This is a genomic window from Serratia sp. C2(1) (assembly GCF_036352655.1).
Lineage (GTDB): Bacteria > Pseudomonadota > Gammaproteobacteria > Enterobacterales > Enterobacteriaceae > Serratia > Serratia inhibens.
Map to the genome: position 1 here is coordinate 1,634,069 of NZ_JAZFBA010000001.1, position 14,028 is coordinate 1,648,096.

General features: G+C 55.8%; 12 protein-coding genes. 6 read left to right on the forward strand and 6 right to left on the reverse strand.

The genetic code is table 11. From position 1 onward, the window contains the following. Positions 1-80: 80 nt before the first annotated feature. The gene (locus V2S86_RS07590) at positions 81-2,438 is read right to left on the reverse strand and encodes a TonB-dependent receptor domain-containing protein (RefSeq protein WP_330761900.1); all 2,358 of its coding nucleotides are present in this window, start codon (positions 2,436-2,438) and stop codon (positions 81-83) included. 715 nt (positions 2,439-3,153) lie between these two features. Between V2S86_RS07590 and V2S86_RS07595 the strand changes: the two genes are divergently transcribed. The 4 genes from V2S86_RS07595 (at position 3,154) to V2S86_RS07610 (ending at position 5,452) form a co-directional block, all read left to right on the forward strand. After that, positions 3,154-3,648, forward strand: a complete 495-nt coding sequence (locus tag V2S86_RS07595) for a TIGR00645 family protein (RefSeq protein ID WP_330761901.1) — start codon at positions 3,154-3,156, stop codon at positions 3,646-3,648. 258 nt (positions 3,649-3,906) lie between these two features. Beyond that, entirely contained in the window at positions 3,907-4,362 is a 456-nt protein-coding gene (fabZ, locus tag V2S86_RS07600) for a 3-hydroxyacyl-ACP dehydratase FabZ (RefSeq protein WP_330761902.1), read from the forward strand. Between the two features lie 35 nt (positions 4,363-4,397). Continuing rightward, on the forward strand, positions 4,398-5,186 hold the full coding sequence (locus V2S86_RS07605; RefSeq protein WP_330761903.1) for a spermidine synthase: 789 nt from the start codon (positions 4,398-4,400) through the stop codon (positions 5,184-5,186). Between the two features lie 71 nt (positions 5,187-5,257). Next, entirely contained in the window at positions 5,258-5,452 is a 195-nt protein-coding gene (locus tag V2S86_RS07610) for a ribbon-helix-helix protein, CopG family (RefSeq protein ID WP_004944384.1), read from the forward strand. Positions 5,453-5,505: 53 nt separating this feature from the next. On the opposite strand, the gene V2S86_RS07615 is transcribed toward V2S86_RS07610, so the two are convergent. Beyond that, positions 5,506-6,720, reverse strand: a complete 1,215-nt coding sequence (locus tag V2S86_RS07615; protein ID WP_330761904.1) for an MFS transporter — start codon at positions 6,718-6,720, stop codon at positions 5,506-5,508. A gap of 198 nt (positions 6,721-6,918) precedes the next feature. Between V2S86_RS07615 and V2S86_RS07620 the strand changes: the two genes are divergently transcribed. Further along, positions 6,919-7,533, forward strand: coding sequence for a TetR/AcrR family transcriptional regulator (locus tag V2S86_RS07620; RefSeq protein WP_330761905.1), 615 nt, complete (start codon positions 6,919-6,921; stop codon positions 7,531-7,533). Positions 7,534-7,565: 32 nt separating this feature from the next. Here V2S86_RS07620 and V2S86_RS07625 read toward each other — a convergent pair whose 3' ends face one another. Next, positions 7,566-8,639 carry a LacI family DNA-binding transcriptional regulator gene (locus tag V2S86_RS07625; protein WP_330761906.1) on the reverse strand — a complete coding sequence of 358 codons (1,074 nt, stop codon included), beginning with the start codon at positions 8,637-8,639 and terminating at the stop codon, positions 7,566-7,568. 267 nt (positions 8,640-8,906) lie between these two features. Here V2S86_RS07625 and V2S86_RS07630 point away from each other — a divergent pair, with 267 nt between their 5' ends. Then, the gene (locus V2S86_RS07630) at positions 8,907-10,172 is read left to right on the forward strand and encodes a maltoporin (RefSeq protein WP_330761907.1); all 1,266 of its coding nucleotides are present in this window, start codon (positions 8,907-8,909) and stop codon (positions 10,170-10,172) included. A gap of 144 nt (positions 10,173-10,316) precedes the next feature. Here the strand turns inward: V2S86_RS07630 and V2S86_RS07635 are convergent, their stop codons facing one another. The 3 genes from V2S86_RS07635 to V2S86_RS07645 all read right to left on the reverse strand — a co-directional run bounded on the left by V2S86_RS07635 (position 10,317) and on the right by V2S86_RS07645 (position 14,025). Next, positions 10,317-10,637, reverse strand: coding sequence for a PTS transporter subunit EIIB (locus V2S86_RS07635; protein WP_330761908.1), 321 nt, complete (start codon positions 10,635-10,637; stop codon positions 10,317-10,319). A 69-nt stretch (positions 10,638-10,706) separates the two neighbouring features. After that, positions 10,707-12,767 carry a beta-galactosidase gene (locus V2S86_RS07640; protein ID WP_330763168.1) on the reverse strand — a complete coding sequence of 687 codons (2,061 nt, stop codon included), beginning with the start codon at positions 12,765-12,767 and terminating at the stop codon, positions 10,707-10,709. Between the two features lie 52 nt (positions 12,768-12,819). Further along, positions 12,820-14,025 (reverse strand): glycoside hydrolase family 53 protein, encoded by a 1,206-nt coding sequence (locus V2S86_RS07645; RefSeq protein ID WP_330761909.1) that lies wholly within the window; start codon positions 14,023-14,025, stop codon positions 12,820-12,822. Between the last annotated feature and the right edge of the window lie 3 nt (positions 14,026-14,028).

A 14,028-nucleotide genomic window follows, 5' to 3' on the forward strand; every position in this document is an offset into this window, starting at 1 on the left:
TCAGCCTCATAAAAGCGCCACAGCCGCCCTTCATTGACGAAAGGCGGCATAAGCGCTAACGGTTGATCAAAATGCAGGCGTTAGAAATCCACGTTGACGCCAAGCTGGAAGGTTCTTCCCGGCATGACGGCCAACGCATTGTCGTAGGCATCCTGACGGGTTGAGTCCGTGAGTTCACGGCTGCTCAGGTAATCGCGGTATTTTCTGTCGGTGATGTTATACACGCCGCCGCTCAGTTTCACATTGCGGGCAACCTGCCAGTAGGCGGACATATCCACCAGGCCGTAACCCGGCACGCGCAGATATTCCGTGGTGGCGTCGGTGAGCGTACTGCCGCTGGCGTTGTTGTAGCTTTCACGGTTGGTCGCCGTCGCCTGCTTGCCTTTGACGAAGGTTGCCGTTACCGCCGCACCGTAGCGTTTCGCCGGATCGTCCCACGCCACGCCCACGATGGCTTTCATTGGCGCTACGCTGTCGATATCGACATATTTATCGCCGGAATAGCTGGACTTGGATTTGCCCTGGTTATACCCCAGCGCAAAATTCGCGCTCAGCCCGTTAACCTGCTCGAACCAGGTGCCAAAATTCAGCCTGGTACTGATTTCAGCGCCGTAGATATAGGCTTTATCACGGTTTTCCGCTTGATAAATGGTGTAGATATTGGAAGGCACATTAGCGAACTTGTCCGGGCTGCCGGCCCGTTGATAACGGGTATACGCAATGAAGTTTTTATAGGTGTTGTAGAACAGCGACGTGCGCATTGTCACCCCGTCCACGACGTCTCCCTTCACGCCCCATTCCAGATTGTTGCTGGTCTCGGTGTTCAGCTCGGCGTTGCCGATCAACGCATACTGCGCCGTGCCCGCATAGCTGGAGCCGAGATTCCATGAGCCGTACAGCTGGCTGGCGTTCGGGAACTGTGCGCCACGCTTGTACTGCAGATAGGTCAACAGCGCCGGCGTAATATCGTACTCGAGGCTGAGAGACGGCAATATCTGGGTGTCGGTGTTGCTTTTGCCGTACAAGGTTTCCAGTTCAGACTCCGTCAGCACCGTGCTGCCGGTGGTCAGGCTGGTCAGGTTCTGCGGCTTGGTGCTCTGGTGAGCCACGCGCACGCCCGGCACCACGGCAAAACCCTGCCCATCGAGATCAAATTGGATCTTGTCCTGCACAAAACCGCCCAACGCGTAGCTGCGGCTGTCTGATTCCGGTTGCATGATGGCCGTGAACGCGCTGGGTGCCGGCTCTTCACGGAATGGCCGCTCGGTATCGGTTAACCTCGCGTTTAGCCCTCCGCTCAGCGTATGGCGACCCAGCGTTTTGGCCATCTGCGTTTCAAAACCGTAGGTATTGACGTTGTAGTCGGAGTAAACCCGCTCCATGCTGCCGGTGCTGGTGGGCATGTAGGTGTTGTCATGCGCCTGGGTCTGCTGGTAATAGGCTTTTGATGTCAGGGTGTCGACGAAATCATTGTACGGCGTCCATTCATCTTTCAGGCTCACACCCCAGCGGCGCGTATTGCTTTGCTGCTGTGCGGTACCCAGGATAGCGCTGCCGGCCGAGTTCCAACTGTCGTAATGGGTGTGGTTGGTTTTATCGTAGTAATCCACCGTACCTGTCAGTTTGTGTTCGTCACTTGGCTGCCAGATCCCGGACGCCATCAGCGCATTGGAATGCCAGTTGGCCGGGTAAGCCTGGTGAGTGCCACTGTTGTTGCGCGTTTCCTGGCCGTCGCGGCGGCTATAAACAAACACCCCGCGAAGTTGGTCATCGCCCGCAGCTGCGGTAATGCCGTTGTGCCAACTGCGGTTGGACGAGTCGTAATCGCTCTGGTAACCAAAGTAAGTCTGTTTGGACGGCGACAGGTACTGATCTGCCGACTTCGGCGAAAACGAAACGGCACCGCCGATAGACGTATTGCTGCGTTCAATCGAGGTCGCTCCCGATTCGATCTCCACCTGGCCGTACATGTAAGGGTCAATATAGTCCCTGCCGATGCCAAAGGTATTAAGGCCGGCTCGGCTGACATAGCTGCGCCCGGTGGCGTCTGGCTGTGGAATGCCGTCGACATCCAGGCCGACGCGATTGCTCTCCAGGCCGCGAATGTTATACCCGGTGTAGCCGCTGCGATCGAAACCGCTTTTGCCCGAGGACGAGCCCCCGCTGACGCCCGTGGCGCTAATCAGCGGTTCATAACGCATGATCGAACCGAAATCGTTACCCCCTTTTTTCTGCATGTCTTGCGCGGTAATCGTGGTTATTGTCCCGGCCTTTTTCTCGATAACGGGCGCGACAACCGTTATTTCCTCTTCATTTTGCGTGGTCTTTTCTAATGGCGTTTTATTTATTTCAGCATTAGCGTTAAAGGAGTTGGTGATCAATGTCCCCCATAGGATGGAATGCCCGATAATTCCCTGGTAGTTAAAAGTTTTGCACATGTATTAGCCCTGCAATAATTATTGGTATTTGCTCGCAGTTGCTTCGCCCCGGTAATTCATCGGGATCAAGGGTATTAACGAAAATTAACAATCTGATAAGAAGGGTCTTTCTACGTAGACTTAATAAAATACATGTTAATGATAATGCTTATCATAAGCAATATCATTCTAATGAATGTATTACGGCGAGATTTCCAAACCGCTTACGGAAACCTTGCAAAGCGATCCGTCAGCGAAAGAAGAGGCACCAGCGGAACCAGGGGGTTAATCAGTAGTCGGCTTCGGCATTGCTGTGGTTGGGGATGCTAAGAGCCTGGTGCGCACTCCTGACAGCGGTCAAGACATGATGAATTGATAACCTTTCGTGTTTTGCATTGTCGGTGGCGCTCGGTGAATATCATCTGCTATCTCACCCTTAAAAATTTAGGATTTTGTTATATATACAAGTGGTATAAAAACCCGGCACTCTGAATGGGAAAAAGAATTTAACGTTACCCCTTTACCCCATCTGCTGATGGGGTTTTTTTCTGGTTTTTAATCGAGCCTTCATTCTCTCATCCCTTGTCTGGGGGATCCGTTGATGGTTAAGCCATCATCTCTGTGGCGGTAATTCGCTACACCATTAACGGCAGTTGCGCGATATCCCGCGACTTGCCTTTCTCCGGGCGTCCTGAGCTATACTGTGCGCCTCTTTTGGTAACAAACTCAGATGACTATGGAACGCTTTATAGAAAACGCTATGTATGCCTCTCGCTGGCTGCTTGCTCCGGTGTACTTCGGCTTGTCGTTGGCGCTGGTGGCGCTGTCGATCAAATTCTTCCAGGAGATCCTGCATGTTCTGCCGAACATTTTCTCCATGACCGAAGGCGATCTGGTGCTCACCCTGCTTTCGCTGATCGACATGGCGCTGGTCGGTGGCCTGCTGATCATGGTGATGTTCTCGGGCTATGAAAACTTTGTTTCGCAATTGGATATCAGCGAGCACAAAGAAAAGTTGAGCTGGCTGGGGAAAATGGACGCCACCTCACTGAAGAGCAAGGTAGCCGCATCCATTGTCGCTATCTCTTCCATTCACCTGTTGCGGGTATTTATGGATGCCAAGAACGTGCCGGACAATAAGCTGATGTGGTATGTGATTATCCATCTCACCTTCGTGCTTTCCGCTTTCCTGATGGGTTACCTCGATAAAATAACGCGCGATAAACACTGATTCGCCGCTCTGGCCGTCATCATCCTGATGGCGGCCCTCCTTATCTTCCATTAAAACCCTATACATCAACTTGTTAGAGGCTGGTTTTTAGCGCCGATTTCAGGTTACGTTGTCACCGTTCATCGCTAATGCCCGTCCTGCCGATTTTTCAGTTAGTGCATGAGATGATAATAACATTATAATGTCATTACATTCCCGCCGGGCGCAGAGGCTACCGTTGGCCACGTTTCGTCCCGTTGACAGGATCCAAAATCAATCATGCCGCTGAATGGTAATCCCCTACAGTACCAGGATGTTCAATCTATCCTGCCACACCGGTTCCCCTGTCTGCTGGTCGACCGCATTTTGCCCGCCGGCACGTCGATTACTGATGGGCGCTTAAGCGCCATCAAAAACATTACCGCCAATGAGCCGACCTTTTGGACCGGCCATCACCAGACTACCGTTTTCCCCGGTATCCTGATGGTGGAGGCACTGGCGCAGAGCACCGGTCTGCTGGCTCACTACTTTCTCGGCCCGCTGTCGCAAGGCGAGCATTATTACTTTGCGGCCATTCAGCGCGCCCGCTTCTACCGCTCTGCCCGGCCCGGCGACCAGTTGCGTATGGACGTCGCCTTTGTCCGGCAACGATCCGGCATTGCCCGTTTTTCCGGGCTGGCCACGGTCAATGGCCGCCGCATTTGCACCGCCGAATTTATGTGCGCCCGTAAATGAGCCCCATTTTCTAAAGGAGACAAAGCGAAACCACCATGTCTATTGTTGATCACTTACTCAATAGCCTTGATTTTTCTCCCCGTGGGCAGGTGATCGCTCGGGAGGAAGACCACTGCGGCGAAATTATTGTTTCTGACCACAAAGACTATCGAACCCTGCGTTTCGACGGCATTTGCGAGCAGAGTAAAATGTGCATCAGTGCGCCGCAGGTGCCGGTTCACAACTACATCAAAACCATGCTGATGGCGGTGGCCTGGCAACCCCCTTCGGCTGCGTTGATCCTCGGTCTGGGCGGCGGCAGTCTGGTGCGGGCACTGCATGCCTATGATCCCGGCATGCTGCTGGACGTGGTGGAACTGCGCCCGGCGGTGGTGTCTGTCGCCCGCCGTTATTTCACCCTGCCCGCTGACGAAAGGGTCATCTTGCACACCGCCGATGCCGCCGATTTTTTGCAGGCTCCCGCCACGCGGCATTATGATCTGATATTTTCCGATCTCTACAGCGCCTTCGCGATGGACCCGCAGCAGGGTACGCGGACTTTTCTGGAACAATGCGCCGCTCGCCTTTCGCCTCAGGGCTGGCTGGTGTTGAACTATCACGAAGTCCCCGATGAAGGCACGTTGCTGTACCACAGCTTGCACTGCGCGTTTAAAACCGTTCTTTACTGCGTGGCACCCAGCGGCAACGTCATCATTTACGCTAGGCCGGGCCAACTTGAGACGCCGCTCAGCCTGCTGCGCCGCCTTTCCGCCGCCGTCGGGCCGGCCTTTGGCTGTGACCTGGGTTTTCTGTCGCGCAAAATTGAGCGGCTGCATTTTAGCTAACGCGGTGAATTAAATGGCCGATTACTCAGCATGCCATTATCATTTGATTATCATCCTCTGGAGGAATCCTCATGGAAAAGAAAACGGCGCGACTGACGATACTCATCGACCCGGATAAGAAAAAAGCCCTTGAAGAGCTGTGCCTGCAACAGGACGTCACCCCTTCTCAGGTGATCCGGCAACTGATACGGGACTATTTGCACAAGCATCAGGTGGAATACCCCAGTCAACCGACACATTCCAATCCCCGGGTAGATAACACCTGACCCGATGTTGGAAACCGGATGGCGCACGGAATGCGCCATCTGCAAACCCAGGTTCAGCCCTGGCGTCTCCCCGCAGAAAACCCATGCCGTTTAGCCGCAGCCGCGACAGCCAGTGCGCCCAACAACAGCGCCAGCGCGGCCCAGGGGAAAGACGCCGGGCCATACCGATCAAGCAAGATCCCGCCGAAAATGCCGCCGCCCGCGATGGCGCTGTTCCAGGTGACCACGTTCATGGCCAACGCCGCATCCGCACCTTCACCGGCGGCATCCGCCAGTGCGGTCTGCAAGAGCGTCGCCGCACCGCCGAAACTCAATCCCCACAGCACCATGCCGGCATAGATCACCCCCGCATTCTGAAGCCCCGCGCCCAACAGCACGCTGGTGGCGGCAAAGAGCGCGAGGCTGGTCAGCACCGCCGTTCTCAGGTGGCGATCAACCACCCGACCGGTGATCCATATCCCCGCCAGCGACGCCAACCCGAAAATAAGCAACACCGTATCAACCCGGTCGCCAAGGCCGGCCGGCGCAACAAAGGGCGCAACGTAGGTATAGAGAATGTTATGAGCGAACATCCACAACAGCACCACGCCCAGCACCGATCTGACGCCGGGGGTCATCAATACCTTGTACAGCGGCATCCGTTTTGCCCCCGACTGCCCCGGATAATCCGGTACCGTTGACAGCACCCAAACGATTAACGCCAACGACAGCAGCGACATGACGCCAAAGGCGGCGCGCCAACCGACCACCGATCCCAGCCAGGTTCCTAGCGGCACGCCCAGCGACAGCGCTACCGGTGCGCCCAACATCGCCACCGCCATCGCCTTGCCCTGAAGATGAGGCGCCACCATCCGGCGCGCATAACCGGCGAGCAGGCTCCAGGCCAGCCCCGCCGCCGCGCCGGCAAAAAAGCGCGCGGTCAGCGTAACCGCAAAGCTGCCCGACATGGCCGTGATCGAGTTAAAGAGAAAAAAACCCGCAATGGTCAGCAGCAAAACGTTACGCCGCCGCCAGCGCTGAGTGGCGAGCGTCAACGGAATGGCAGCCAGTACCGAACCCAGCGCGTAGGCGGTGATCATCTGCCCGGCAAGCGAAGGCGACACCTGCAGGCCGGGGGCGATCTGGGCCAGCAAACCGGCGGGAAGAGTTTCGGTAGCAATGCAAATAAATCCCGTCATGGCTAATGCCAGCAGCGCGGCAATCGGCAAAGGCTGTGCCGCCTCGGGGTTTGCCCTGGCATCGCTGCAATGGGTCGTTGTTTGGCTCATGCTTTATCCATTTATGTATCGATCAGTACAAATATAGGCGACAGCGAAATGCACGCGTTTCGCCAGCGTGCATTTCGGTCAGTTCGTCACTGGAATTGATTTATGTATCGAGTGGTATAATTATGCTAAGGAGCTATCATCTGAGTGTCAACAAGATTTATACTAATCGGTATATAACTTACAAACCTGGAGTCAGTCATGGCACAACTGGGTCGCCCTCGCCGGTTCGACCGCGACGAGGCCGTTCAGCAGGCATTGCATCTGTTTTGGCAACATGGGTATGAGGCCACGTCTTTGGCTCAGCTTAAAGCGCAGATTGGCGGCGGCATTACCGCGCCCAGCTTTTATGCCGCCTTTGGTTCGAAAGAGGCGCTGTTCAGAGAAGCGGTAGCCTGCTATCTCAACAGCTATGGGCGGGTCAATGATGCGCTCTGGGATGACTCGTTACCCCCCAGAGTGGCGATTGAAACCTCGCTGCGCCGCTCGGTGAAGATGCAGTGTGAGGATCAACATCCCAAGGGGTGCATGGTCGCCTTGGGCGTCATGTCAGGCGGTGCGGAGGAGCACTCGGCGGTGCTGAAACCGCTTGCCGATTCGCGCCGGCGTACGCTGAACGGTTTTATTCACTGCATCAAAAGAGGCATTGCCGGCGGCGAACTGGCCAGGGATACCGACGCTGCCGCCATCGCCACCTTGTTCGACAGTTTCCTGCTGGGCGTTTCGACGTTGGCGCGCGACGGCGTCAGCCATGCGGTGCTCGATAGCGCCATCACGCCCTTGCTGGCGGTTTGGGACGCAAACACCGGAGCCTGACAATACCGATGTCGAACAACGCCTGGCCGCGATCACTGCTCCAGGCGTTGCGCCAGCAGACGCAGCTGTTCGGCAATCTGCTTCAAGTCCTTGTCGTTATGCTCGCGCGGCCCGGTGGAATTACGGATCACCAGCTTTGCCGACAAAATCGATGACGCGCGAGACGGCTCGCTCTCGCTGGTATTGAGCACCTTCCTGACCGCTTCCTTGCCCTGTAAATCCAGATCCAGCGAGACGGTGGTCAACGCCGGGTAGAAGAAGGCGCTTTCATAAGCATCGTCATAGCCAATCACCGACTTTTGCCCCGGTATCGGCAGTTGGTTCTGATGGAAAGCGCTTAGCAGCCCGAGCGCCATTTGGTCATTCCCCACCAGCACCGCCGAGAAATGCGGGGTCTCGCGCAGCATCTGCAATGCGCCGGCGTAACCGCTTTGCGCGTCCCAGTTGCCGTGCAGCACCGTGACCGGCGTCAGGCCATAATCCTGCAGCGCCTCCTGCCAGTTCTTGAGCCGCAGATTGGCCGAAATGGAATATTGCGGCCCAGCCAGCAAGGCAAAGTCGCGGTGCCCCAGTTCGTATAAATACTTGACGCTGGCGCGGGTGCCGTCCGCCGGGTTGAAAGAAACGTTAAACACGGAACTGTAAGGGTCAACGTCGAGGAACAGGCAGGTAATGTCATCGTTGTCGGCGGCAATTTTTTCCGCTGCCGTCGTCTCCAGCGGTACGTTGATGATAACCTTTTCTACCCGCTGCGATTTGAGATCGTTGATCGAGTCCTGTATGCCATGATTGACGTTCTCATCGATCATTGAAATCAGTACCTGATAACCTTCCGCATTGGCGTAACGTTTTACCGCCGCCGCCACCTGCGAAGGGGCATGCAGAGCCAGGGAGATGGTGACCAGCCCCACCGTTCGGCTCTGTTTGCCCACCAACTGCTGCGCCAGGCGATTGGGCACGTACCTGAGCAATTCAATGGATTGCTCGACCTTGCGACGCGTGGCTTCAGAGACATTGGCCGACTTGTTCAGCACCCGTGAAACCGTCTGGTAAGACACGCCGGCATGACGGGCAACATCCTCTAACGTGGTGCTTTTCGACTTCATAATCCGTTCCCTGTGATTGCTCTGAACTGATTGTAACAGGCCCCCTCCTCACCGCATAGTTACCCCGATCACATCCATCAAATTTCCAAAAAAGTTATTCGTTCACATGCCATGTCTTAGTGATCCCTCTCACTAACCGTTACAAATCCCGCTGTTTTATTTGCACTAAATCACAATAAATCAACAATGCGATTGTTTGTTGTCATGATTAGCCATTCTATTGCTGCGTGGATGTGAACGTAATACAAAAAACATAATGAGGCATACATGAAAACAAGACTACGCACATTGTCTGTCGCTTTGGCGATGGCGCTTTCCTCACCGGTCGCCTTTGCCGTCGAGACCCCAGGGATCGATTTCCATGGCTACCTGCGTTCCGGGGTCGGCGTATCGCAGGATGGTGGATTAGAAGAATGGCAGAAAAACAAAATTGGCCGTCTGGGCAACGAGTCCGATACCTACGGTGAAATCGAACTGGGCAGTGAAGTCTACAAAAAGAACGACGTCAGCTTCTATCTCGACACTATGGTCAGCATGGTATCGGACGGCTCGAACGACAGCGAAACCACGCTGGGGGATGACGCCGAATTCGGGTTGCGTCAGCTTAATCTGCAAATCAAGGGGCTGATCCCGGGCGACCCGAACGCGGTGATTTGGGGCGGCAAGCGCTACTATCAGCGCCATGACCTGCACATCATAGATACCAAATACTGGAACATATCCGGCGCCGGTGCCGGCGTGGAAAACCTCTCCTTCGGGCCGGGCGCCATCTCCGTGGCCTGGATCCGCGGTGACGGCAACGACGTGGACTACCGTGTCGACAACGATAACGACCTCAACATCAACTATATCGACCTGCGCTATGCCGGCTGGAAGCCGTGGACCGGTGCCTGGACCGAGTTTGGTATCGACTATGCGATGCCGAACCCGACCAACAAGCAAAAAGAGTACGGCGGCCTGTATGACGCAGAAAACGGCGTGATGCTGACCGGCGAGATCAGCCAGGACATGCTGGGCGGCTATAACAAATTGGTGTTGCAGTACGCTACCAAAGGTCTGGCGCAGAACATGGTGTCCCAGGGCGGCGGTTGGTATGACGTCTGGAACAATACCCGCGATGCCACCGGTTATCGGGTGATCAATACCGGGCTGATCCCGATTACCGATAAGTTCTCCCTTAACCACGTGTTGACCTGGGGTTCGGCCAACGACCTCAGCGATGCGATCGACAAAAGCAACCTGATCTCTCTGGTGGGCCGGGCGCAGTACCAGTTCACGCAGTACGTGCGCGGCATTGGCGAAGCCGGCGCTTTCTACCAGAAAGATGACCACAAAGACGGCAGCCATTACAAGCAAGGCGGCGAGAAATACACGCTGGCGCTGGGGCTGGCGGATGGGCCGGAATTCATGTCCCGCCCTGAATTGCGCGTATATGCCTCCTATCTCAATGATTCAGAGCAAGGCAATTCATTCAAGGACGGCACCGCCAGCAATACCTGGAACTTTGGCGTGCAGGTTGAAGCCTGGTGGTAACAGGCATGCCCCAGGGTAAATAACGACTCTTGGCTTATTGGCAGACCTTAACTTTCTCTCATCATTATCTCCTGTGTCTTTGACGACGCTCTCCGGTTGCTGTCGTCCATGGGTAACCACCCTTGGGTGGTTACCCATTATTTTTTATTCCTGATGATTAACCGAGAACCGTTCCGCCAATAATTTACGCAAATTATCCGACTGCTTGCCAAATATCGCGTGAACCTCCTGACCAATAATAATGACCCCCAACGCGCCCGACTGCTGCAAACCTTCCGTATCGACTTTGGCTAAATCCACCACCGTCACGCGCAAGCGGGTAATACAGGCATCGACATGCCGGATATTTTCTCGGCCGCCCAGATGCCGCATCAGCGTTTCTAAAAACGGCATATCGACGTTATTATCTTCCACCGGCGATTTCGGGTGCGAGAAATAATGCGTAAAGGCTTTTAAACTGACCATGGTTATTTCCTCATAAGATACGGGCGTAAAAAAACGCCCGTTCGACTGAACGGGCGCAAGGGGAAGAAACTAGGCCAACTTGCGGGTCAATATGCGGCAGCCCCAAGGGGCCAGAGTCATTTCGCCCTGCAAGGTCGCCGCATCCGACATATCGACATACACCGCAGGCAGCGCCACGGCTTTTGCCTTGTCGCTGTAGTTTTGCACGATAATAAACTCGGATTCCCCGTCGGTGCGCCGCTGTGCGGTCACGGCCGGCGGCAATAGGGTATCCAGTGCGCGCGGCAACGCCAGTTCTTGCGCTATCGCCATAAAGAAATCGCGCTGGAAAGAGGCATCGTTGCGCGAAGCGACGTACCACGCCTTGCCGTCGCCAACGCGGTTGACCGTCAACGCCGGGCGGCCGGCATAGAAATCGCTGCCGTAGACCGCCTGCGCGGTGGCGCCTTCCAGGTTGATCAACTCGCACAGATGGCGCGCCTGATAGCTGCCCTGCAAGCCCAGTTCGTTGCCTGGCACACCGCGAATGCTGTTGGTTTCGTCATCCGTCAGGCTGTCGATCTCTTCCGCCCAAACGCCCAGCAACGGCCGCAGTGGCCCCGGGAAACCGCCCAAATGGCACAGATCGCTTTCATTGACGATGCCGCTCCAGTAGCTGGCGACAAACTGGCCCCCCTGCCGGACAAAGGCTTCCGCCCGCTCGGCAACGCCTTCGCGCACCATATACAGCATTGGTGCAATCACCAGCTTGTAGCCGGAAAGATCGCAATCGGCGTTGATGATATCCACCGCGATGCCCTGCTCCCAGAACGGACGATAATGCTCCACCACCGTCTGCTCGTAATGCAGCCCGGCGTTGCGCGGCCCCTGCGCATCGTCCATCGCCCAGCGGCTTTCCCAGTCGAAGATAATCGCCACCTGCGCCTCGACACGGCTACCGGCGACCGGTGCCATGGCGGCCAGCAAGCGGCCCAGCTCACTCACTTCCTTGCCGACGCGGGTATCCAGCCGCCCGGAGTGGTCAATCACCGCGCCGTGGAACTTCTCCACCGAGCCACGGCTTTTGCGCCACTGGAAGTACTGCACCGAATCCGCACCGTGCGCGACCGCCTGCAGTGAGGAGAGAATATGCATGCCCGGTTTCTTCAGCTTGCTGATCGGCTGCCAGTTGGTGACGCTCGGCGTCGATTCCATCAATACAAAAGGCTTGCCCTGCTTCAGGCTGCGCATCAGGTCGTGGAACATGGCGGTATAGCAGGCCAGGCCGGTTTCGTCCTGCCGGTTATGCCACATCGGGTAGCTGTCCCAGGAAATGAAATCGATGACTTTCGACATCTGCCAGTAATCGTAATCGTAGAAATATTCCATAAAGTTGGTGGTGGCCGGCAAGTCCGGATTGGCCGCCTTCAGCGGCGCAATTTCCTGCGCGCAGAAATCGGTGGCCTGGGTGCTGCAAAAACGCCGCCAGTCCAGGTTCAGACCGTGAATCGACACCTCGCCCTGCGGCGCAGGCGATTCAATCTGTGACCAGTCGCTGTAGGTATGGCTCCAGAAATCGCTCCACCAGGCCTCGTTCAATTGCTCCAGCGTCTGATAACGCTGCTGTAGCCAAGCGCGGAAATCGCTCTGGCAACGGCTGCAATGGCATTCGCCGCTGTATTCGTTGGAAATATGCCAGCCGATCACCGCCGGGTGGTGCGCATAGCGCTGCGCCAACGCCAGGTTGATCTCTTTCACCTTGCGGCGATACACCGGGGATGACAGGCAATGGTTATGTCGGCCGCCGTGCAGCGCCGGTACCCGATTGCGCCCTACGCGCAGCACCTCCGGGTATTTCTGCGACAACCACGCCGGGCGCGCGCCGCTTGGCGTCGCCAAAAACACGTGAATGCCCTGCCCATATAACTTATTCAGCACCTCGTCCAACCAGGCGAATTGATATTTACCCTCTTCAGGTTCCAGCTTCGACCAGCTGAATATCCCCACCGACATAATATTGCAGTTAGCCTGCTTCATCAGCGCGACATCTTTCTCCACCATGCCCGGATAATTAACCCATTGTTCCGGGTTGTAGTCGGCTCCATGCAATAGGCCAGGCACCTTTGCACTCAAAGGAGGAAATTTATTCATCATGATTCCTTAGGAAATAATTACCGAAATTCTTTATTACGGACTGGCACAGTTAATTAAATGACTTTAAGGAAGGCAGCACTTTACCCCGGCAATCAAACAGCGCCTGATTTTCACGCGCATTGCCATCCTTGCCGGATTCACCGATATATTTCATCCCGGCCGGCGTAGCCCAACCGGCGCCCGGCACGGCGATCCAGGTCGGTTCCCAATAAAACACGCCTTTGCCACGGTTATCCGGCACGTTAATAATGCTCTGCATCAGATCGCGAATAAAATCGGCCTGCCCCTGAACGGTACCCGGATATCCCCCATCCTGCGCTTCTTTGGCGGAGAAACTGTTGTCGGTATCGTCGCAATTTTCCAGGCCATAACCGTAAGCGGCCTCTACCACAATCACGTCCTTGTTATACCGCTTGCTGATGTCGTCCATATTGGTTTGCAGCTTTGAGATAGGGCCGTCCCAATAGGTGTACATCGACAAACCTATGACATCGAACGGCACATTGCGCCGGGTTATCTCGTCAAACCACCAGCGGAAAGTGTCATTCTTGGTGCCCTCGGCCAAATGCAGCATGATTTTCACCTGTGAAGGCGAATCGAGGTTTTCCCGCAGCCCGGCGATCGCCGCGTTCAGCAACCCGGCCAGCCGATCGAACTCCCCGCCGCCCTGGCCCCAGCTTTTGCCTTCCGGCCACAGAATGCCGCCATTAATCTCGTTGCCGATCTGCACCATATCCGGCAACACGCCTTGCTGCTTGAAGCTGGCGATAGTGTCGCGGGTATAATCATGGATCGCCGTTTTCAGCTGGTCATAGCTCATTTTGTCCCAGGCCTTCGGCTTGAACTGTTTGCCGGGATCGGTCCAGAAGTCGCTGTAATGGAAATCCAGCAGCAGATTCATGCCCTGCGCCTTGACGCGCTTGGCCAGCGCCAGCGTGGTGGCGAGATTGTTATTGCCGGCGCCATAAGGTTGGCCTGCGCTGTCTTGCGGATCGACCCACAGGCGCAGACGCACATAGTTCACGCCGTTGTGTTTGAGGATGACCAGCGGATCCTGTTGAACGTTGTTCTGGTCGTAGAACTTGCCGCCGTGTTGTTCCACATCCGCCAGGGTAGAAATATCCACGCCCTTGATAAAGCCGGCCGGAACATTGTTCAGCGGTTTGATGATGACGCTGTCCGCCGCAAACGCCGTGGCGGACAGCAGCCCGGCCGCCAGACACAGGCTTAATAAAGCCGGTTTGAATGTTTTCATCGC

Excerpts from the sequence above, each read along its gene's own strand:
- V2S86_RS07620 (WP_330761905.1), top strand. The coding sequence starts at position 6,919 with ATGGCACAACTGGGTCGCCCTCGCCGGTTCGACCGCGACGAGGCCGTT.
- V2S86_RS07590 (WP_330761900.1), bottom strand. The coding sequence starts at position 2,438 with ATGTGCAAAACTTTTAACTACCAGGGAATTATCGGGCATTCCATCCTA.
- V2S86_RS07625 (WP_330761906.1), bottom strand. The coding sequence starts at position 8,639 with ATGAAGTCGAAAAGCACCACGTTAGAGGATGTTGCCCGTCATGCCGGC.
- V2S86_RS07605 (WP_330761903.1), top strand. The coding sequence starts at position 4,398 with ATGTCTATTGTTGATCACTTACTCAATAGCCTTGATTTTTCTCCCCGT.
- fabZ (WP_330761902.1), top strand. The coding sequence starts at position 3,907 with ATGCCGCTGAATGGTAATCCCCTACAGTACCAGGATGTTCAATCTATC.
- V2S86_RS07610 (WP_004944384.1), top strand. The coding sequence starts at position 5,258 with ATGGAAAAGAAAACGGCGCGACTGACGATACTCATCGACCCGGATAAG.
- V2S86_RS07615 (WP_330761904.1), bottom strand. The coding sequence starts at position 6,720 with ATGAGCCAAACAACGACCCATTGCAGCGATGCCAGGGCAAACCCCGAG.
- V2S86_RS07645 (WP_330761909.1), bottom strand. The coding sequence starts at position 14,025 with ATGAAAACATTCAAACCGGCTTTATTAAGCCTGTGTCTGGCGGCCGGG.
- V2S86_RS07630 (WP_330761907.1), top strand. The coding sequence starts at position 8,907 with ATGAAAACAAGACTACGCACATTGTCTGTCGCTTTGGCGATGGCGCTT.
- V2S86_RS07635 (WP_330761908.1), bottom strand. The coding sequence starts at position 10,637 with ATGGTCAGTTTAAAAGCCTTTACGCATTATTTCTCGCACCCGAAATCG.
- V2S86_RS07640 (WP_330763168.1), bottom strand. The coding sequence starts at position 12,767 with ATGAATAAATTTCCTCCTTTGAGTGCAAAGGTGCCTGGCCTATTGCAT.
- V2S86_RS07595 (WP_330761901.1), top strand. The coding sequence starts at position 3,154 with ATGGAACGCTTTATAGAAAACGCTATGTATGCCTCTCGCTGGCTGCTT.